Source organism: uncultured Gilvimarinus sp., from assembly GCF_963975215.1.
Taxonomy (GTDB): Bacteria; Pseudomonadota; Gammaproteobacteria; order Pseudomonadales; family Cellvibrionaceae; genus Gilvimarinus.
In genome coordinates this window covers 43,291-64,318 of record NZ_CAXBFW010000018.1, presented here as the reverse complement: position 1 = coordinate 64,318, position 21,028 = coordinate 43,291, and the positions used below count along the sequence as shown (strand labels likewise).

Annotated in this window: 16 protein-coding genes; 9 read left to right on the top strand and 7 right to left on the bottom strand. The window is 54.2% G+C overall.

Translation table 11 applies throughout. The features are described 5' to 3' along the window. Positions 1-26: 26 nt before the first annotated feature. Positions 27-1,085, top strand: coding sequence for an alkene reductase (locus AAC019_RS12345; protein WP_339899249.1), 1,059 nt, complete (start codon positions 27-29; stop codon positions 1,083-1,085). An 81-nt stretch (positions 1,086-1,166) separates the two neighbouring features. On the opposite strand, the gene AAC019_RS12340 is transcribed toward AAC019_RS12345, so the two are convergent. After that, on the bottom strand, positions 1,167-2,663 hold the full coding sequence (locus AAC019_RS12340; protein WP_339899248.1) for an alpha/beta hydrolase fold domain-containing protein: 1,497 nt from the start codon (positions 2,661-2,663) through the stop codon (positions 1,167-1,169). A 44-nt stretch (positions 2,664-2,707) separates the two neighbouring features. Then, on the bottom strand, positions 2,708-4,174 hold the full coding sequence (locus AAC019_RS12335) for a hypothetical protein (RefSeq protein WP_339899247.1): 1,467 nt from the start codon (positions 4,172-4,174) through the stop codon (positions 2,708-2,710). 606 nt (positions 4,175-4,780) lie between these two features. Here AAC019_RS12335 and arfB point away from each other — a divergent pair. Both arfB and AAC019_RS12325 read left to right on the top strand, forming a co-directional pair. Beyond that, positions 4,781-5,194: an alternative ribosome rescue aminoacyl-tRNA hydrolase ArfB gene (arfB, locus tag AAC019_RS12330; RefSeq protein WP_339899246.1), complete on the top strand. Its 414-nt coding sequence runs from the start codon at positions 4,781-4,783 to the stop codon at positions 5,192-5,194. Beyond that, entirely contained in the window at positions 5,195-5,671 is a 477-nt protein-coding gene (locus AAC019_RS12325) for a YaiI/YqxD family protein (RefSeq protein WP_339899245.1), read from the top strand. It abuts the gene before it with no gap. Positions 5,672-5,714: 43 nt separating this feature from the next. Here the strand turns inward: AAC019_RS12325 and AAC019_RS12320 are convergent, their stop codons facing one another. After that, complete coding sequence (locus AAC019_RS12320; protein ID WP_339899243.1) at positions 5,715-6,137, bottom strand: CBS domain-containing protein; 423 nt, start codon at positions 6,135-6,137, stop codon at positions 5,715-5,717. Positions 6,138-6,812: 675 nt separating this feature from the next. Between AAC019_RS12320 and AAC019_RS12315 the strand changes: the two genes are divergently transcribed. The 3 genes from AAC019_RS12315 to AAC019_RS12305 are packed head-to-tail and all read left to right on the top strand — an operon-like array spanning position 6,813 to position 12,111. After that, on the top strand, positions 6,813-8,126 hold the full coding sequence (locus AAC019_RS12315; RefSeq protein WP_339899242.1) for an acetyl-CoA C-acetyltransferase: 1,314 nt from the start codon (positions 6,813-6,815) through the stop codon (positions 8,124-8,126). Positions 8,127-8,140: 14 nt separating this feature from the next. Further along, positions 8,141-10,252 (top strand): 3-hydroxyacyl-CoA dehydrogenase NAD-binding domain-containing protein, encoded by a 2,112-nt coding sequence (locus AAC019_RS12310; RefSeq protein WP_339899241.1) that lies wholly within the window; start codon positions 8,141-8,143, stop codon positions 10,250-10,252. Next, a complete protein-coding gene (locus tag AAC019_RS12305; RefSeq protein ID WP_339899240.1) occupies positions 10,249-12,111 on the top strand; it encodes an acetyl-CoA hydrolase/transferase C-terminal domain-containing protein in 1,863 nt (620 codons plus the stop codon). Before AAC019_RS12310 ends, AAC019_RS12305 begins: the two co-directional genes overlap by 4 nt. On the opposite strand, the gene AAC019_RS12300 is transcribed toward AAC019_RS12305, so the two are convergent. The 3 genes from AAC019_RS12300 to AAC019_RS12290 form a co-directional block, all read right to left on the bottom strand. Next, positions 12,103-14,604 carry a vitamin K epoxide reductase family protein gene (locus AAC019_RS12300; RefSeq protein ID WP_339899239.1) on the bottom strand — a complete coding sequence of 834 codons (2,502 nt, stop codon included), beginning with the start codon at positions 14,602-14,604 and terminating at the stop codon, positions 12,103-12,105. The genes AAC019_RS12305 and AAC019_RS12300 overlap by 9 nt on opposite strands. Positions 14,605-14,769: 165 nt before the next feature. Then, the gene (locus AAC019_RS12295; protein ID WP_339899238.1) at positions 14,770-16,023 is read right to left on the bottom strand and encodes a transporter substrate-binding domain-containing protein; all 1,254 of its coding nucleotides are present in this window, start codon (positions 16,021-16,023) and stop codon (positions 14,770-14,772) included. A 246-nt stretch (positions 16,024-16,269) separates the two neighbouring features. Continuing rightward, positions 16,270-16,746, bottom strand: a complete 477-nt coding sequence (locus AAC019_RS12290) for a hypothetical protein (RefSeq protein WP_339899237.1) — start codon at positions 16,744-16,746, stop codon at positions 16,270-16,272. 323 nt (positions 16,747-17,069) lie between these two features. Between AAC019_RS12290 and nhaD the strand changes: the two genes are divergently transcribed. Beyond that, positions 17,070-18,509, top strand: coding sequence for a sodium:proton antiporter NhaD (gene nhaD, locus AAC019_RS12285; protein WP_339899236.1), 1,440 nt, complete (start codon positions 17,070-17,072; stop codon positions 18,507-18,509). 87 nt (positions 18,510-18,596) lie between these two features. Here nhaD and AAC019_RS12280 read toward each other — a convergent pair whose 3' ends face one another. Next, positions 18,597-19,505, bottom strand: a complete 909-nt coding sequence (locus AAC019_RS12280; RefSeq protein WP_339899234.1) for an ROK family protein — start codon at positions 19,503-19,505, stop codon at positions 18,597-18,599. 131 nt (positions 19,506-19,636) lie between these two features. Between AAC019_RS12280 and AAC019_RS12275 the strand changes: the two genes are divergently transcribed. Both AAC019_RS12275 and AAC019_RS12270 read left to right on the top strand, forming a co-directional pair. After that, complete coding sequence (locus AAC019_RS12275) at positions 19,637-19,990, top strand: PilZ domain-containing protein (protein ID WP_339899233.1); 354 nt, start codon at positions 19,637-19,639, stop codon at positions 19,988-19,990. A 214-nt stretch (positions 19,991-20,204) separates the two neighbouring features. Beyond that, a complete protein-coding gene (locus AAC019_RS12270; RefSeq protein ID WP_339899231.1) occupies positions 20,205-21,005 on the top strand; it encodes an EAL domain-containing protein in 801 nt (266 codons plus the stop codon). The last annotated feature ends 23 nt before the right edge of the window (positions 21,006-21,028 follow it).

Below are 21,028 nucleotides of genomic sequence, written 5' to 3'. Positions count from 1 at the left end.
GCTAAATGCACTCAGGAGCACCGCATATGACCAGCCTACTCGACCCTATTACCGTTGGCGAACTGTCGCTCAAAAACCGCGTTATTATGGCGCCACTCACCCGCTGCCGCGCCAGTGAGGGACGGGTGCCCAACGAGCTGATGCTGGAGTACTACAGTCAGCGCGCCGGTGCCGGTATGATTTTAACCGAGGCGACCTCGGTAACCCCCATGGGCGTTGGCTACCCAGACACTCCGGGCATTTGGTCCGAGGCACAAGTGGCGGGCTGGAAAAAAATTACCGATGCAGTACACGCCAAGGGCGGTACCATATTGCTGCAATTGTGGCACGTAGGTCGTATATCCGACCCACTCTACCTGGATGGCAAATTGCCCGTCGCCCCCAGCGCGATTCAACCGGCCGGACACGTCAGCTTAGTAAGACCTAAAAAAGATTACGTCACCCCGCGAGCACTCGAGCTGGAAGAGATTCCAGAGATTATCGCGCAGTTTAAGCAAGGCGCCGAAAACGCCAAAAAAGCGGGCTTTGACGGCGTGGAGATTCACGGCGCCAATGGCTACCTGCTGGATCAGTTTTTACAGACCAGCACCAATCATCGCACCTACCGCTATGGTGGCACGCTCGAAAATCGCGCGCGCTTAATGCTCGAGGTGACCGACGCGGTACTCGACGTGTGGCCCGCTGGCCGGGTCGGCATGCACTTAGCGCCACGCGGCGATGGCCAGGATATGGGCGATGACAACCCGGCCGAAACCTTTGGCTATATCGCTCGCGAGCTGGGCACCCGCAATTTAGCCTTTATTTGCAGCCGCGAGCACGAGGCCGACGACAGCTTGGGCCCTGACTTAAAACAATTGTTTGGCGGTGTGTATATTGCCAACGAAGGCTTTGAGCACGAACAAGCCAACCAGTGGCTGGCCGAGGGCAAAGCCGACGCCGTCGCCTTTGGGGTTAAATTTATCGCCAACCCGGATTTGCCCGAGCGCTTTGCGCAAAATGCGGCGCTAAACGAACCCAACCCTGCAACGTTTCATGGCGGTGACAGCGCCGGCTATACCGACTACCCATTTTTGAGTGACCATTAAAAGCTACCGCTTAACTCTGCCGCCCACTCGACGGCAGCGCAATATTAGCCCGCCTTTAGGTTATCCGGGGCGGGCGATTGCTTACAGGCCATTCACAAAGCCTACAAGGTCATAATAGTACTGGGTAATCGGCTGTCCGTAAGCTGTTGCAATACGATCTCCTACGCCCTGGGCCTGATAGGCGTCTATCATCGCCTCAGCAAAATTCGGTAGATGCACTAAATCGTAAGTGCCTGAAGAGGTGTTATCGGGGCAATAACGCACATCCTCGACGGTTAGCTTATGCTCTGATAAATCCACTGGCTCATCGGCATAATACAAACCAATTTTCGGTGCGGCTGCATCCACTAAATCCAAAGCGTGGCCAAACAACTGCAGGTTGCCGTAATCTTCCAAATACGAGTAGTAACAGTAGTAGGCATTCAGCTCCGCCGGTGTCGTAGGGGTCGGGGCCTCCAGAAAGTTCTGCCTGACCCAGGTGGGTGAAAACGACGTGGACGCATCGTAACCCCACACGCCCGCCACCCGCGACGATTGCCGCGCAATCGGATCAGCACTCGATATATCACGTAACTCTCTAAACCCTGTGTACACAGCCATGCCGCCACCTAACGAGGTTCCGGCTAGTACAATTTTGTTAGGGTTGATATTAAACTCCGATGCGTACTGTTTAAAAAACTGAACAGTTCGAGCCATATCATCTTTAGCAATAGGCTGCTTGTATGCGTCAAACTCTTTTAACGGATGCCTAAAATCCACCGCCGCTACTGCATAATTATTGTCGATTAAAAACTCAATGGCCAAAGCATAGTCAACCCGGAATATCTCCTTGGTTTTGTTGGCGGGGTGGCCGAGAATAATGAGTGTTTTAGGTGAGGAGGAATCTATTTTTGCGTCGCCTGTGCCCGGATAGTAATAATCAAACGTTAGGTTATTGCGATGATACCCCGCAGGTTCGCCCCTTGGCCCGGGGAAGTCGGGGCTTACGCGATAGTCATTTATCCACGGGTGATCACTACCAAAGAACACATCTTGATAAAAGGCGCAGCCAAATGCCGCGCAACCTACGTAGTTGTATCCGTCACCCAGATTCGCGGTTTGTACGTAATGTAAGTCCAATGTAGTGCGGCTAACGTCAGACTGAATCACTACCGACTGGCAGTATTGTTGCGGCTTTTGTGCAAGTGTCGCCACATCGCCGATACATATTTCCAGGATTTCGTGCTCACCTACAGCCAACGCCAGGGACGCCGGATGATTTATAGCCCAGCCCAAGCCTTCTCCGCGGGACGTTTTAGTTAAATACTTCCCGTTGCGATAAAAATAATGAAAGTTAAAGCTCATATCCGCCGGCGGCTCTGCCGGCAAGCTCACATCGTAGGTCAACCTAAATGATTCGTGTGGCGGCACCACGGCAAAACGATCAATCACGGTTAAGCCCGCCACCGTTTGTATTTTTACTGTCTCGGCCGGCGCTGCCGCACTAACGCTCAGTAAAACCATTAGCCCCGGTGAGAAAATCGCGCGAATTACCCTCCCAAACATCACACCCATCTGCCGACCTCTATTAAGATCCATTAATCCAAAAAATCCGTATCCTCCCCTATGTGTTAGCCACACGGTTAAGGCGGTAAACTGTTCACAAAGTCGATCAGGTCGTAGTAATAGTTAGTACTGGTTTTTGAGTAACCGAGCGTCACCCGGTCGGAGATACCCAAAGCGCTATACGCTTGATACATCTGCTCGCCAAAATTGGGCAAATGAATAATGTCGTGGCTGCCCCCTGAGGTACTGGTGGGGCAAAATAGAATATCGTCGACACCGAGTTTTCCCATAGTTAAATCCGCGGGCTCTGCCAAATAGTACATGCCAATAAACGGGGCATTAACATCGACCTCACCCACAGCGAATCCGTATTTGTAGTAATCACCACCGTCATCAATCCCGGGGTAGTAACACAGGTAGGCGTTATCCCACGGGAGAGTATCTTCGGTTGGCTCCTCTAAGAAGGTTGTACGAACCCAGTTAGGCGAAAAAACGGTCGCCGAATCAAGCACCCACACTCCGGCCACTTGCGATGATTCGTGTAACATAGGATCAGGGTTGTTAGGCTGAGCAACATCGCCAAACGCCGAATTGACCGCGACGCCCCCGCCCAACGAATTTCCGGCCAGTACAATCTTGTTGGGATCGATATTAAACACCGTGGCGTAGCGCTTTAAAAACTGCACCAACGTTGCCATATCTTTTGTCGCCAAGGGGTTATTATCGCCATCTAACTCTTTTAATGGGTGACGAAAGTCCGGCGAAATCACAGCATAGTTATTAGCGAGTAAGAACTTAACCACACTTGCCGAACCCACCCGAATAGACTCTTTACTTTTACTCGCCGAGTGGCCGACAACAATCAGGGTTTTAGCGGCACTGTTATCGATGGCACCGCCCCCGGAAGGGTTCGGGTAATAAAAATCAAAACTCAGATTATTAATATGATGACTTGCGGGCTCCCCCATGGGCCCCGGAAAGTCCGGCGAAGTGCGATAGTCGTTGACCCAAGGCTGATCAGAGCCAAAAAACACATCTTTATAGAATGCACAGCGATAGGCTGTATCGCAGCCACTATAGTTCTGTCCGTCGCCGAGGCTTTGACTGGTGACATAGCGGCTTTGCAAGGTGGCACTATCCACCCGAGCGCGAATAACCACCTCATGGCAGTACTGCAGTGGATGATCGGCAAGACTTGAAATGTCGCCAATACAAATTTCCAGTAGCTCCTTTTCGCCAACGTACAACCCGAGCGAAGCGGGGTGCGTCAAGCGCCAACCCTGGCCTGCCGCCGTTGGCAGCGTATTACGTTTGGCGACATAGTTGCCATTGATGAAAAAGTAGTGAGCCTTAAACGTCATTCCCGGCGGTGCATTCGGCGGCACGCTCACGTCGTACAGCAAATCAAATTCTGCCTGTGGACTGACCTCGACGTAGCTGTCGACAACCGCTTGGCCATCTGCCATTTGCAACAGTACATCTGCTGTTGCACCCACGCTGCCGATAACGCCCGACAGGATGAAAAACACCCGCAAGAGTTTCATATTCCGCACCATCTCTAGGAGTAGAGAAAACCATCATTAAGTAAAAGGTAACGCGCGTAATATCGCTCAGGGGACTCATACTCGAGCAGCCATAATCGACAATTAAAGGGTCCCGGACAGAGACCGTAAGCAGAGCTTCTGGATGAGCTCTTGATAAGGGGTACGTGCCAATAACGCTGAGGGCGTATTGATAACTAGCAGGCTGTTGTAAAACCCCTTGCATGCTCAGCGTGGCCTGAAGCGTGCAGCTGCTGTGCATTGTCTCGACGGACAGGGTGGTTCCCTTTGCTAGAGACAAGGCTACGTAAGGGGTTTTTCAACAGCCTGCTAAGTGAAAGGAGTTTTCACTGCACTATACGATTATGCTATACCAGCTAAAAATCAGCGGCTAGTGGCGTTTTGAAGTTTTAAAGAGTATAAATTTATTAAAGCTCATAGCGCTTAGACGATTACCGTTAAACCACGCAATTTCGTCGCTTAAATCATTCTCGATATGTGATATGGCGCGCAATAGAAGTTTGACCTTCGCTCACAAACACACTCAACAGTAGCGATATTTTCGTCCTACCGCTTTATTTTGACGCCATGTTCGGCTAACGTAGCGCCATGCTATTTATCAGTAACAATATTCAAATCGCCGACTGGGAGATCGAACTGACCGCGATCCGGGCTCAGGGGGCCGGTGGCCAAAATGTCAACAAGGTGTCCAGTGCGGTACACCTGCGCTTTGACATCCGTCGCTCAAGCCTGCCCGACGTGTACAAGCAACAATTGCTTAAAATGGCCGACCAACGCATCACTAAAGAGGGCGTTATCGTCATCAAAGCGCAGCAGTTTCGCACCCAGGAAAAGAACCGCGATGATGCCCTGGAACGCTTACAGGCACTGGTTAAACAGGCCGGTGTGCAGCCTAAATCGCGGCGCCCCACTAAACCTACGCGCGGCTCGCAATTAAAACGCATGGACAAAAAAACACAGCGCGGGCGCACCAAACAGCTGCGCGGTAAAGTGGATATTTAAATGATAGAGCCGGCCACTAACGGCACCCAAATCTGGGTCGATGCCGACGCCTGTCCGGTGGCCATGAAAGAAATTCTGTTTCGCGCCGCTAACCGGGCACAGGTATTGGTAACACTGGTGGCCAATCAGCCGCTGCAAGTGCCGTCCTCAGCCTATATTCAGTTTCGTCAGGTAGCCCGTGGGTTTGATGTAGCCGATAACGAAATCCACCAACGGGTTCAAGCCGGCGATTTGGTGATTACCGGCGATATTCCCCTCGCCGCCGATGTTATCGACAAGGGCGCCACGGCGCTTAACAGTCGTGGCGAGCTGTACACCCGCGAGAATATCCGTGCCCGGCTCAACATGCGGGATTTTTTAGACAACCTCAGAGCCAGCGGCGTCGATACCGGCGGCGCGCCCGCGTTGTCGCAAGCCGACCGCCAGCGCTTTGCCAACGAGCTGGACCGCTGGCTGGCAAAGCGGTCCAGGCCGTAAAGCCCGCGGCTCAATCAAAACCTATCACTTAATGATAGTGCACTTAATGGTAGTGACGACAAGCATTGACCACCCGGCGGCTTAAATCATCCGTGGTGCAATGGCTGGCGATATCCGCCAGGCTCACCACCCCAACAAAATCTTTGTTCCTGGAGTTGTTCAGTACCACCAGGCGTTGCACTTGTTGATCTTGCATGTTCTGCAGTACATCGGCCAGCTGATCTTCCTGATAACAGTAAAGCACTTTGCCACTGGTTATAGAGCCCACCTTGTCATCGGAGCTTTTACCGTCGGCCATGGCCCGCACCGCAATATCCCGGTCGGTGACAATACCTACAATTTTTTCGTGATCGGCCACCGGCGTAAAACCGCGACCAGAATCGCGCATGCCCAGCGCCGCCTCGCGGATACTGGCGTTCACATCTAAATATTCGGGTTTCTCAGTCATAACGTCTTGAACTTTCATAACGCTCTCCTACTTCACTAGGTTACAGATAGTCAGGCGGGACTTAGAGGTAAGCTGCCCGCCCGTCGAGCTAACCGAGCAGTCGCAAACACCATGCCACACGCGGTTAACCCTAGCAGGCTGTTGTAAAACCCCTTGCATGCTCACCGTGGCCTGAAGCGTGCAGCTGCTGTGCATTGTCTTGACGGACAGGGTGGTTCCCTTTGCTAGAGACAAGGCGCGGCAGATGTGCGCTTCAGAACTCGCCCTACGGGGCTTTCAGGCTGGCCCGTACTCGTCGTTGCCACTTATCGATGGGTGGACACACACCTTCAAAATGGCGCCTAGATTACGAACCAGCCTGAAAGCCTGAGTACGTAATGGGTTTTACAACAGCCTGCTAGTGAGCGCCCCCCCACCGCCCAGATAACCGGTAAAATCGTGGCAAACCCTGCAACACTGGTAAATTTTGCAAAGCGAAAAGCCTAAGGCCAAGGCTGTGATGCCCGTCAACCACAGCCCCGGGCAACGCAAACACATCGGCACTAATCCTGCTACGCAATACTGCTATATAACCCTGTTTAGGGTTAACCCAGTCGTCGCGGCATGCGCTGTTTAAACGCGCTACATCGACTGCAAAAACAACGTTTTACTGCCATACTGAAAACCTGTGAGTGAACCACAAAAGGAAACCCTATGAGTTTGCAACCTCAGGCCAATAACAACGGCGCCCGCCCCGTTTATATCGTCGATGGCGCCCGCACCCCTTTTATTAAAGCGCGCGGCAAGCCGGGGCCGTTTACCCCCGTCGATTTAGCGGTGCAAGCCGGCCGGCACTTACTGTTGCGCCAGCCCGTTGCCGCTGAGCATTTTGATCGGGTGATTTTAGGCTGCGTCAACGTCATCGCCGCCGAGATGAACCCCGCCAGAATCGCCGCACTGCGCTTAGGCTTGGGCGAAACCATGCCCGCGTTTACCATGCAAATTAATTGCGGCTCGGGGATGCAATCCATAGAAACGGCATTTCGCTACATCCGCGAAGGTAACGATGAGCTTATTCTTGCCGGCGGCGCCGAAGCACTGAGCCACGCACCTCTTATTTTGCAAGACGAAGCCACCAACTGGTTGGCCGAGTTGGGGCAGGCCCGTTCCATACCTGCCAAACTTAAGCACTTGATGAAGCTCAAACCCGCTTACTTCAAACCCGAAATCAGCCTTAAAAAAGGCCTTACCGATCCGGTGGTAGAGCTCAACATGGGGCAAACCGCCGAGGTGGTCGCCAACTTGTTTAACATTAGCCGCCAAGAGGCCGACGAGTACGCGGTGCGCAGTCACTTGCGCCTTGCCGAGGCCCAAAAAGCCGGCTGGCTCGATAACGAAGTCATGCCCATGGTGGCCGATGACGGCAGCGTTTACAGCTTTGATGATGGCGTGCGCCCGGACAGCTCGGTAGAACATTTGGCCAAATTAAAGCCGGTGTTCGAGCGGCCCTACGGCAAAGTAACGGCGGGCAATAGCTCGCAAATTACCGACGGCGCCTCGTGGGTGATTCTCGCCTCTGAAGAAGCCGTTAACAAATACAACTTAAAGCCCAAAGCCGTCATCCGCGACAGCGAGTGGTCTGGGCTCGAGCCCGAAATTATGGGCCTTGGCCCCGCTGTTAGCGCCGGCCGGCTGGCACTGCGCAACCAGTTATCGCTCGATGACATTGACCTACTAGAGCTAAACGAAGCCTTTGCCGCGCAGGTGCTGGGCTGTCTGGCCGCCTGGAACGACAAAGATTTTTGCCAGAGCATATTTGGTATCGACCATGTGTTGGGCGAGTTTGATCAGGAGCGGCTTAACATTGACGGCGGCGCCGTTAGCCTTGGTCACCCGGTGGGCACCAGCGGCAACCGTATTGTGCTGCACCTTGTTAACGCGCTCGAGCGAAAAGGCCTCAAGCGCGGCATCGCCACTCAGTGCATCGGCGGCGGCCAGGCCGGCGCCATGCTCATCGAACTGCTCTAAGCCAGGAGATCACTATGAACGGATTAGTCCTTAAAACCCTAAGCGATCGGGCAAAAGCCATTGGCCCCTTTAGCAACGCCAGCACTGATGTCACCAACCCTTGGCAGCACTGGCAGTTACGTATAGCCGACGACGGCGTGGCATGGTTAATGTTTGACTGCGCCGATGCCGAGGTAAATGTGTTATCGCAAGCGGCGCTGGAAGAGCTCAACGAAGTCGTTATGGCGCTTGAGTCCGACAAACCCAAAGCGCTGGTATTGCGCTCGGCAAAAGCCAACAGCTTTTGCGTCGGCGCCGACATTAAAGAGTTTCGTCAAATCGACACCATCGATGCCGCGCGCGATAAACTTCACGCCGCCCATGCCGTTGCCAACCGCTTTGCCGCCCTGCCTTTTACTAAGGTTGCGGTGGTACACGGCCATTGTTTTGGCGGCGGCTTAGAGCTTGCTCTGGTGTGCGATTATCGCATTGGCGTGTTTGGCGCAAGCTTTGGCTTTCCGGAAATATTATTGGGCTTACACCCAGGCCTTGGCGGCACCGGGCGCAGTGTTAAGCTGATCGACCCGGTCGAGGCCATGACCATGATGCTCACCGGTAAAACTGTGCGCGACAAGCGCGCTAAAAGCTTAGGCCTTATCAATGCCCTGGTGCCCGAGCGTCATGTGTACGGCGCGATTGATGCGGCTATGGCCGGCAAGCTAAAACACAAGCAGCCGGGGCTAAAGGCAAAAGTTATGGCAACCGGCCCGGCGCGCAACTTTATCGCCAAAAAAATGCGCGAAAAAGCCGCCGCCAAAGCGCCGCCACAACACTACCCGGCGCCGGGCAAGCTCATCGACTTATGGCAAGGCGCCGACGGCAACCCCGAGCAAATGCTGGCGGCCGAAGTCGATTCATTTTCTGAGTTACTGCTTACCGATACGTCGCGTAATCTGGTACGGGTTTTCTTTTTACAAGAGAAAATGAAAAAACTCGCCAGCAGCGTACAGGGCGTAGCAAAAGCCAAACACATACACGTGATTGGCGCTGGCGCCATGGGTGGCGACATTGCCGGTTGGTGTGCATTGCAAGGGTTAACCGTCACTCTGTTTGATATGAAAGCGGAGATCATCGGCAAAGCGGTAGCCCGCACCGCCGCTCTGTGCGATAAAAAGCGCATGGGGGCCGCCGCCAAGCGCGCTGTACTGGATCGTTTAATTCCCGATTTAACCCACGACGGCGCACGCCACGCCGACATTGTGATTGAGGCCGTACCGGAAAAAATCGACATCAAACGGCAGGTGTACAATCAGATCGAGCCGCTGTTAAAACCCGGTGCTATCCTTGCCACCAATACCTCAAGCATTCCGCTGGACGATTTGCAGCAAGAGCTGCAAGACCCTGGCAGGTTAGTCGGGCTGCACTTTTTTAACCCCGTCTCGCAAATGCAACTGCTCGAGATTGTGCGCCACAGTAAACTAAGCGACGACACCTACCAAAAAGCGCTGGCGTTTGCCGGCCAGATAAAACGCCTGCCAACACCGGTTACCGGTACGCCTGGCTTTTTGGTCAACCGCGCCCTAACGCCCTATTTGCTCGAGGCCATGGTGTTAATGGATGAGGGCGTTGCCCCCGAGACCATCGACCGCGCCGCCACAAAATTTGGTATGCCTATGGGGCCGGTCGAGCTCGCCGATGTGGTTGGCCTGGATATTTGTATGGGCGTTGCCGAGATGCTCGGCAGTGGGCTAAGCCAGCCCATGCCGGCGGTGCCTAAATGGCTTGCCGATAAAGTAGCCAAAGGTGACTTGGGCAAAAAAACCGGCAAAGGCTTATACGTTTGGGAAAAAGGCAAACCCAAAAAAGCCGATAGCCCTGCCAGCGGCCCCGACAACTTAACCGACCGATTGCTGATGCCCATGCTGAATATGTGTATGGCATGCTTGCGCGAGGGCGTGATTGACGATGCCGACTTACTCGATGGCGCCATGATTTTTGGCACCGGCTTTGCGCCGTTTCGCGGTGGCCCTATGCACTACAGCCAAACCCGCGGTTACGCCGCCATTAAAGCCGAGCTAGAAAAACTGGCTGAGCAACACGGTGAGCGCTACACCCCCGACCCGGGCTGGTCTAACGAGGGGCAATGAAGCACTACCCCACACCGGAGACCGTAGCCGAATACATAATCGGGCGGGTAGGCAAGCACATAGTGCTGGGCCTACCGCTCGGTTTGGGTAAAGCCAACCATTTGGTGAATGCGCTTTACCGCAGTGCGTGTAACGACAGCAGTATCACCCTCGATATTTTTACCGCCTTAACCCTCGAGCCACCCACTGCCCCCAACGAATTGGGCCGGCGTTTTTTACAGCCCATCGCCCCGCGTTTTTTTGATGGTTATCCACGTCTGGAATACGCTCAGGCACTTAAAAACGGCGAGCTACCTAAAAATATTTCGGTAACAGAATTTTTTTTACAACCGGCGGCTTGGCTCGGTTGCAAAGTGGCGCAACAAAACTATACCTCGATCAACTACACCGAGGCACTCGATTACCTATTAAGCGCCGGCGTCAATGTGATTACTCAGCAAATTGCACCCCAGCAAGTCGGTGGCCCTCTGGGCGAACACTACAGCTTAAGCTGTAACCCCGACATTACCGTCGACTTACTGGAAAAGCGCAGCCGGGGCGAAGCCGATTTTTTAATGGCCGCGCAGGTTAACCGGCAACTGCCCTATTTAGGTGGCGCGGCTATTCGCCCAAGCGCCGAGCTAGATGTAGTGCTGGATGACCCGGCGTACGATTTTTTGCTTTTTATGCCGCCGCATCAGCCCGTAAGTCACGCCGACCACGCCATCGCCATTCACTGCGCACGATTAATTCCCGACGGCGGCACCTTGCAAATCGGTATCGGCTCTATTGGTGACGCCATTGCCTCGGCACTGGTATTACGCCATAAATCGCCCGCCAAATTTCAGGCGATTACCAGGCAACTAGCGTGTGCCGCCAGTTGGCCCGATGGCGAACACGAGCCGTTCCGTGAGGGGCTGTACGGCCTTAGCGAGATGCTGGTAGAGGGTTTTATCGAGTTGATTGAGCAAGGCATTTTAACTCGCACCGTTAATGGCTACTGCCTGCACGCGGGCTTTATTATGGGAAGCCCGCTGTTTTACCGGCAACTGCAAAGCTTACCGCACTCTAAGCGCGAACAGATTGCCATGATGCCCATCAACTTTATTAACGACCTTTACGGTCACCCACTGGCCAGCGAGGTGGATAAACGCCAGGGCCGGCAACAAGCGCGCTTTATTAATTGCGCCATGATGGTTAGTACCGCAGGCGCCGCCACGTCAGACGCGCTGGAAAACGGTCAGGTCATTAGCGGCGTTGGCGGGCAATATAATTTTGTCGCACAGGCGCACGCACTTAAAGACGCACGCTCTATCATTACCGTGCGCGCCACTCGCCAGCGGGCGGGTAAACTCTCATCCAATATTGTCAGCCATTACGGCCATACGACAATCCCACGACATTTGCGCGATATCGTGGTTACCGAGTATGGCGTGGCGGACTTGCGCGGCAAAAGCGATGCCGACACCATTGCCGCCATGATCGAAATCGCCGACTCGCGCTTTCAGACACAGCTGGTTAACGAGGCAAAAGAAAACGGCAAGCTGCCCGCACACTACGAGGTTCCAGGCGCCTACCGTGAAAACACCCCAGAGCGTTTGCGCGTCTGCCTTAAAAACGCGTTTGAGGAAAAATCGTTACGGCATTTTCCGCTTGGTAGCGACTTCACGCCGGCGGAGCAAAACCTTAGCCGCGCCTTGACGCTGCTGTCTGAACGGGTCGGGGCCAACCGGGCAAGCTTGCAGCTCATACAGCGCGGCTTTAAAGCTCACCGGCAAGTCTACGCACCCGAACTGCAGCGGATGCAGCTGGAGCGGCCCAAAAACCTTAAAGAAAAGCTGTACCAGTGGTTACTGCTTGGCGCACTCGACTCACTTTAACGAGGCGTCGCCAAGCAATTTTTCTCGCGTTAACAATTGATTCCACTGCCCGTACTCTCCTTTCACCGATAAAGGCACTAACGCCAAACCGATAAGCGCGGCAGCACAAACACCTGAGCTTAGATAAGCCACTAAGCCCGCACCGGCAAAAAACGGCGCCGGCAATAACATCAGGGCCAATACAATTAAACCGTAGCGCAAAGGCCTGACGACTTCGGCAAAAACACAGACACTCACGGTCACCACTAACGCGCCGATAAGATGCTCCCAGTTGGCCAACTGGTCACTGTGCCCCAGCGTTATCCGGGTAAACATCAACCACAAGCCAACCATGATAGCGCCCACCATGCTCAACGGAATGGTAACACCACCAGCGAACATGTCTTTAATAACCACCCAGGGGTTGCGGGTAAAGTCATCAGGCTCTTTGCGGTTATCGCCTACATCGGTATCGCCGACAAAGAAGATTTTAAGCACCGGCTTACCGGCCCTTTTACAGCGTTTTAAAAACTGCCCGGTGGCGATTAACTCATCCAGCGAGTAAGGTATTTGTACCAACATCGCCAAAGCCCCCAGCAAACACAAGGTGCACCAGGTGCCAATCACAATGGGCTGAATAATAATAAAGGTAATCGAGACAATCCCGAGCGGCACAATCATAAAACCAAACAGCACCACCAACCACGGCATAGTGCGCCAGCGTCGGGTGGAGCCGAGCAACCCGGTTAAAATTTCCAGTGCGTAGGTTAGCGCCCCAAGGCCGGCGTCGGGCACCGGCCAGGCTTCGGATACACTGGAGGTGATAATTTCTTCGGTACCGTTTTTAACGGGCGAGTTAGGCCCGCTAAAAAACGGCTCCCACACACCGTCGATATGCCCCAGCTGGTATGCGGTTAAATAGCGGGAGATAAAAAAGCCCACCAACGCCAACGCAATAATAGGAGCTCGCTGAAACCAGCTTGAAGGGTTAACACTCCAGCCCGGTGGCACAGTCGGCCCACTCATAGCTGCCGCCGGAGATACCCCGACAATAGGCGGCACCAGCGCCGCAAAACCAATCGCCAACATGCCAATGACCGTGCCGTTTAAATAGGCGGCAGCGCTGGGCGTCCAAAACACCAGCGGCGCAAACATTAGCCACAAGCCCACCAACACACTTGCCCAGCGCACAGCGCGCATTCGCCAACTAATTGCCATAGCGCCAAACAGTGCCAGTAAACCACCACTGATACGATCACTTAGCGCCATTAGGGTATCGCCATACCCCATCGCCTCGGGCGAGGTTAACAACCATGTACCCAAAACGATGGTTAGAAACGGCGCCCATAAATTACGGTAGTGCGCCCGCTGGGTTTGCGCTTGATAGTCACGCAGTAATTTATCGGGATTTTTTTGCTTTTGTGCCGCCGAGGTCATCCAGTCCGGCGGGGTAATACCGTTAGCTTTATACCAGTTAAGCGGCTCTGATCTTAAGTTTTTAATCAGTGTTTCAAGCTCATCGTAAACATTTTTTTCGGCCCGCCAATCCAGCTCTTGGTGTGCCTGCGTGCAATCGAGCTCGTAGTGATCAGAGGCCATGTCGATCATAAACGCGCGAATAAACGGCTTCTCGCCTTTATCAAAATCGTCTGGCACAACCGGCTCCGTGCGCTCCTCCAGCCAGGCCCCGGCTTTTGCCACCCCCTCCGGCACCGAGCGGGTGTACCAGTTGTCTTCACCGTGTAGCAGCGCGCCAATACGGTTTTGCAGCGCCTCGTAGCTCAAGGTGTGCTCCTCGCCGGCCAGCACCACATGCTCGCGGGGCAAATCATTACGCTTGGCAACCACCTTCGCAAACAGCGCCATTAAGTCATCGCGGTGAATAAACGCCTGCCCCGCGCCCACGTTACCAGCGTACACGTGGCTTTTTAAACTGTCTTCATAGATGCGGGCAATTTGATGCGACAAAGTGGGCACAGCGGTTTGCTCATCGTACAGGCCCGCCAAATGCAGCAAACTAAACGGCATCTTGGCGTGCTCGTGGATGACCGCCTCGGTGGCAGCCTTCGACTCGGGATACGCCCAGCCCGGTTCGATAGGGGTTTGTTCGGTAATTCTTTGCCCGGGCACACCGGGCTTGTGCACGAGCATGGTACCCGAGTAAATAAAACGCTCGACGGTGAACTCGGCAAGCGCTTGCAACAGGTGTTTGGTGCCCTGGACATTAACGGCGTCGTACAAGGGCGAGTGCTCGCCCGAAAAATCAAAATACGCCGCCAAATGTATAACCGCCGCCACCGACTTTCCGTAGTCACCCGCAAAGCGCTCTAGCGCGAGCTGCACAGAATCTGAGGAGGTAAGGTCAACCAGATAACTAGCATCAGCCAAGGGCGACTCGTCGCGATCGAGACCGACCACGGTGTAATCGTTGTTTAAGGTCTTAACCAAGCTGCTGCCAAGATTGCCGGCGCAGCCGGTGATAATTACGATGGGCTTGTGGGGTTTATCCGTCATAGTAACCTCTGCAGAGTGAGGTTGAATCCATCAGTACCTGCACTTCTCAGAGCAAAAACGGGGCCGGTTTAACACAGCGCCAAATCGGTCATTTACGCGGAAAAACACCCGGATCATGGGGTATCTTATGCAAAGTTTACAAAAAGCGTGCGAACTTTGTAGGGTTTAGGGTTGTCCTTCAGCGGCGTGTAACACTCGCTCAATATCTACACCCACGGTTAATACCCCAGCGCTCTCGCCTTCAGGTAAAAGCGGTAAACTCACCTGCACCTGGAAATGGCGACTAGAACTGTCAAACACCACCTCGGAAAAAAACCACTGCCCCGACGGCAAGGTAATGGCCCGGCGAAACTTAGCCTCATCGCCCTGCCAGTAATCCGAGCTGTAGGGCGCGGCCGCCAGATTAATACCGCGCACACCGGTGACGATAATCTCACTAATATAGCCCGAACGATCAGCCTTAACCCAGCCGGCGAGCTCCTCCATCAGCGCGGACGCCAACATCTTATCCAGGGTGTCCGTGTCCGCTTTTTGGTACGCCACACGCCACTGCAGGTCGCTCTGCTGGATGTGCGAGTCAGTTAACTCAGCGCGCTTTTTATTGTACTCAGCCAGTACTTGTTGCAACACTGGCGACTGCGCCCAGCGATTGACCATCGGTTCAATTCGTTCGCGAATAAGCGTCTCTTCACGGGGGCTAAGCGCAAACCCTTCGGGAACACATTGAGGGATTTTTTGGTTAAAACGCGCCATAAAATCTTTATTCTCGGCGAGAAAGTCGCGGCCCAGGTACACCCCTAAAGGTACATAGCGAAAAAAGTCCGATTGATAGCGATCAGCGGCAACGCCCAAGGCATTGGCCGCCTCGGTAAAGTGTTCGCGATCGGCCAAAATCACATCAATGCGTTTGGCCAACAGCAGTTTAATCAGCTGCGGTAAATCCTGCGCCGAGAGTGCGCTGGTGTAGCCGTTAAGCTCATACCACAGTTGCTGCTGACTACCCAGGATAGTGCCGGTACGCAAACTGCGGGGGTCGGTACTGGCGGGGGTCTTCGAGCGGGTAAACCAGTACCATTTTTCCAGCACCAGGGGGTCGGTAAGGCGCGCGTACTGATCTACCTGAGGATCGGACATGGCGGTAAAAAAGCCATCAGATGCGCCCGTTAACACCTCTTGCTGCACCCGTCGCCAGGGCTGTACATGCAAACTGAGCTCGTAGGGCAGCTGCGCCATCACACAGCGTACTAAATCGGCCGAGTGCCCCAAACTGCGGGAGTTTTTCTCTGCGCCATATGCCGAGGGCGTATTGGTCCCCAACACCACCCGCACGGCGGGGTCAGCAACCTCGGCGAAACACCAAGAGCCCGACAACAGCAATAACAGTAATACCTTACAGAGTTGCTTACAGCGAACAATCATCCGGCCAGATCCTTTTATACCGGCGCGCATTTATTGTTTGAATGGCCTAAGAGGAGCAAGGTTAACCATCATGCACGCATCTAGCGCCGGTGTTAAGCTCGCTACACAAAACTTAGCCGAGTTGATGTGCGCAACCTTGCTCGGAGTATAGCAGGAGCATAAAGAAATACACGCCAGACATCATGGCCTGGGCGGCGCCAGAGTAAGCGCTGATTTAAGGTTAGCGGGGTTAGGCGGGGTGAACGGTTATACCGCCCGCTTGATTTGTGGCAAAAAGTGCCACTCCTCGAGCCCCATCGGGATATCGCCAGGTAAACCCAGCAAGAACAGGCCCATATCGCGCACACGACCCTGAGCCTCGATGGTGACACTGCCGTTAAGCAAAGCACTTTTGTAGCTGCCCGGCTTGCAGATATCCACCAAGACGGTTTTTTCGCCCTTTTGGTCGGTATAGCGCAGCGCTAGCTGTAACGGGTGATCGGTGCCCTGAGGCAAACGCAACCATACCGCCAGCTCGAAGATTCCACTCCAGCTACCCGCCGGCTGCCAGCTAGCGTGGGTGCTAAGGCGTGAGACGGGAACATCGGCAATGCGCTTATCGCGTTTGGTCGCAAACTTTCCGACGGCGGGGCTAGCGGAAGCTGGAGCCACACGGGCGGCACTGGCACCAGCATGACGCTGAGTTTCGGTGGCAGCTTGTGGACTTTTGCGATTAAACAACATAGCGAGCTCCGGTACAGAAGTTATGTTTGTATACACGCACCTTAGCACCAGCGATTTTTGCAAAGTGTGATTCAGCCAACACTGTCTGCGCGGTCAGCCATCAAATGCGGCCTGACGCGACGGCAAAGAAAAAAAATGTGGATGGTAGCGCTTTCATTGCTCCTGTGGGCGTAAATATGCCGCTATAGGGCCCCCAGGAGCCGCTTTACCAGCTGCCGTCACTGCAACACTATGGTAATATGCGCGCGCGTTCTTGGTGCATCCGGAGGCCTAGACCCCTGCCCGCGCACCCCCGTCAAAAACTAAAAACCTGGTAGCCACTAATGTCTAACCTACACTCCCGCGCATTGGCGTTTTTGGGGATATGTTTGTGTGTCATATCGCCTGCAACTCTTGCCGCCACAGGTGAGATCGACCTGACCCACTCTGCCGTGGGTTATATCGCAATATTCTTGTTTGTTATTGCTTACATTGTTGTGATGCTAGAAGAAAAGCTGCATCTGCGTAAATCCAAGCCGGTACTGGTAGCCGCGGGGATTATCTGGATGCTTATCGGCTGGGTCTACACCCAGGCGGGAATACCCCATGAGTCGGAAGAGGCGTTCCGCCACACTCTGCTAGAGTACGCCGAGCTGCTGCTGTTTTTGCTGGTGGCGATGACCTACATCAATGCTCTGGAAGAGCGCCGCCTGTTTGATGTGCTGCGCGCCTGGATGGTACGCAAAGGGTTTAAGCTGCGCACATTGTTTTGGTTAACCGGTATTTTGGCATTTTTTATCTCATCGTTCGCCAACAACCTCACCACCGCCATGCTGATGTGCGCCGTGATTTTAAAAGTCGCCGGAGACGACTCGCGCTTTATCAGCCTGTGCTGTATCAACGTTGTGGTCGCCTCTAATGCCGGGGGCTCGTTCAGCCCATTCGGCGATATCACCACCCTTATGGTGTGGCAGGCAGGCCTGGTAGATTTTCACGAATTTTTAGCGCTGTTTGTGCCGTCGCTGGTTAACTACGGCATACCCGCATTGATTATGAGCTTCTTTGTTGCCAACCGTAAGCCACACACGGTCAATGAGGATGTCGAGCTCAAGCGCGGCGCACTGCGTATCCTGTCGCTCTTTATTCTAACCATCATTACCGCCGTATTGTGCCACTTGCTGCTTAATTTACCGCCGGTACTGGGCATGATGACGGGGCTGGGTTATTTACAGTTTTTTGGTTATTTTTTACGTCGCACTCTGCCCGGTTCGCTCGCGCGCAAGCGGGCCCGTGCCGAGCGTGCTGGCGACCAGCGGGCGCTCGAACGCCTGGGCGGTGTGATACCGTTTGATGTCTTCAGCAAGGTGGCTCGCGCCGAGTGGGATACGCTACTGTTTTTTTACGGCGTGGTGATGTGTGTTGGCGGTTTGGGCTTTATGGGGTATTTGGCCATGCTGTCTGACACACTTTATTCCAGCTGGGACCCAACCTACGCCAACGTCTTTTTAGGCCTGCTGTCGTCGGTCGTGGACAATATCCCGGTGATGTTTGCGGTATTGAGCATGGAGCCCGATATGTCTCACGGCCAATGGTTGCTGATTACCCTAACGGCGGGTGTCGGCGGTAGCTTGCTCTCGGTGGGCTCGGCCGCCGGTGTGGCACTGATGGGGCAAGCCCGTGGCCACTACACCTTTGCCGGCCACCTAAAGTGGGCACCGGTTATTGCGCTGGGGTACATTGGCAGTATCGTCACCCATATGTGGCTTAACGCCAGCCTTTTTTAACCTTCGTTACGGCTCCCGCACAACTAAGCCCGGCCGTATTCTACGGCCGGGCCTTTTTATAAAAAATGCTATCACCACTTATGCACGCTAAAGCGGATGCAACCAGGCCGCGCCGCGCACGCCGCTCGAGTCCCCGTGTTGTGCCTGTAAAATAGGCGTCTCGCACTCTCCGCCAAATACGTATTTGGGTAGGCGTTGCGGCAACTCATCGTAGATTTCGGTCATATTAGAGGCGCCACCGCCAATCACTATGGCATCCGGGTCCAGCAGGTTAATCACCCCGGCAAACGCGCGGGTCAAATGCTCCATATAAGCTTCGATAACCTGCGACGCTGTAACATCACCGCTCTCGCGAGCCGCCAATACCTCGGCACCAGACAGACTCGCACCGGTCGCCAAACGGTAAGTCTCGCCCAGGCCGGTGCCCGATATAAACGTCTCTTGGCAGCCAAAGCGGCCGCAGTAACAGGGGCGCGCATTAAGCTGTGGCTCGCTCGTCCAGGGCAGCGGATTGTGGCCCCACTCCCCTCCCACGCCATTCGGGCCCGCCAACGGTGCGGCGCGATAACATACCCCGCCACCGCAGCCAGTGCCTAAAATGGCCGCAAATACCAAATCGTAGCCCGCGCCGGCACCATCGGTTGCCTCCGACACGGCAAGGCAGTTGGCATCGTTGGTGACTTTAACCTCGCGCTGTAACTGCGCCGAGATATCCACCGCCAAAGGGCGGCCATTAAGCCAGGTAGAGTTAGCGTTTTTAACCAGCCCGGTTTTGCGCGATACCGTACCGGGAATCCCCAAGCCCACCGGTATATTGCTGGCGCCTACTGCGTCTTCGGCCTGAGAGACCAATAGCGTCAAATCATCCAGAGTACGTTGATAGTCATCGCGGTAGGTGGGAATTCGCTTGCGGTACAGCTCTTCACTGGCGTTATTTAACACGATGATCTCGGTTTTAGTGCCGCCCAGATCAATACCTACTCTCAGTTGTGTCATGGTTGTCTCACTTGGGAATTCAGGTGCGCAAAAGGCGCCATTATAACAGCCAGCAGACGGGATACAGGTCAACTACAATGAAGGCAAAAGCATTTCACCAAACACCACAACGACAATAACAGGCCCACGCCATGATCAATTCAGACCGCCGCCACTTTCAGCGCATTCCGTTTCATACCGAGGTTATTTTGTCTCAGGCGGGGTTTCACTGGCACGCGCAGCTGCTGGATATTTCATTAAAAGGTTTGCTGGTAGAGGGAGGACTGCCCACCGAGGTAAACCCCCAACTGCCAGTACGCGCCGAAATAGCGCTTTCAGAGCAGCAAGAGATCTGCATGCAAACCCAAGTCGCGCATCGCGAACATCATTACACCGGCTTTCATTGCACCTCAATCGACATTACCAGCATTCGGCACCTGCGCCGCTTAGTCGAGCTCAACATTGGCGCCGAGGCAGCCGAACGGGAACTGCACGATTTACTGTAACCCTGCCATAACCTATGGCCACAGCTGGGGTGTCAGTGCTATCCTCAAATGCGCCATAAATGTTAAAATATGCGCCAACTGTCATTACATCTGAGCCAGTTACTCCACTAACCGCTACATTTACCGCCTTAAGCCCGGCGGATGCAGGCAACTCAAAACGCGATTCAAGGTGTTGGCCTAATTGACTCACTTAATCAGAAGGCAGGTTTCCCCTATGCCCGAAAGCACCACAGCCCCCAGCGATTACCAAGAGCTGCCCTGCGCAGCATGCACAAAAGGCCAGGCGTTAGGGTTTGATTTTTCAATGGCGTTTCAGCCTATTGTCGATGTCGCGCAGCAGCGTATTGTGGGTTACGAGGCACTGGCCCGCGGCCTTAACGGGGAATCGGCGGCGCAGGTGATGTCTCAGGTGAATGCGCAAAACCTCTACCGCTTTGACCAAACCTGTCGCGTTAAAGCCATCGCTCTGGCGGCAGAGCTTGGCATAACGGGTTATGTCAGTATTAACTTTTTACCCAACGCGGTTTACCGGCCCGAGCTGTGCATCCGCACCACCTTAGCAGCGGCGGCCCGCTATAACTTTCCCGTCGAGCGGATTCTGTTTGAGATCACAGAGGCAGAGCACGTGGTCGACAAAGCGCATTTGCGCGATATCATCCGGTATTATCAAAATAGCGGCTTTCGCACGGCCCTCGATGATTTTGGCGCAGGCTACGCGGGGCTCAATATGCTCGCCTCGTTTCAGCCCGACATTATTAAAATTGACCGGGAGTTACTGAGCGATATTGACGCATCGCCGGTTAAGCAAACCATTATTCGCCACACGCTTGCCCTGTGTCGCGAGCTAAATCTCACGCCGCTGGCGGAGGGCGTCGAAACCCTGGCGGAATATTACTACCTGCGTCGTGCCGGCTTTAACCTGTTTCAGGGATATTTATTTGCCCGCCCGGGATTCGAGCAACTACCGGACGTCTACTGGCCCGCTGAAGAGCCGGGCACCCAATTATCCAAATAGAGTGCGTAGCTCCCAGCTAGTAC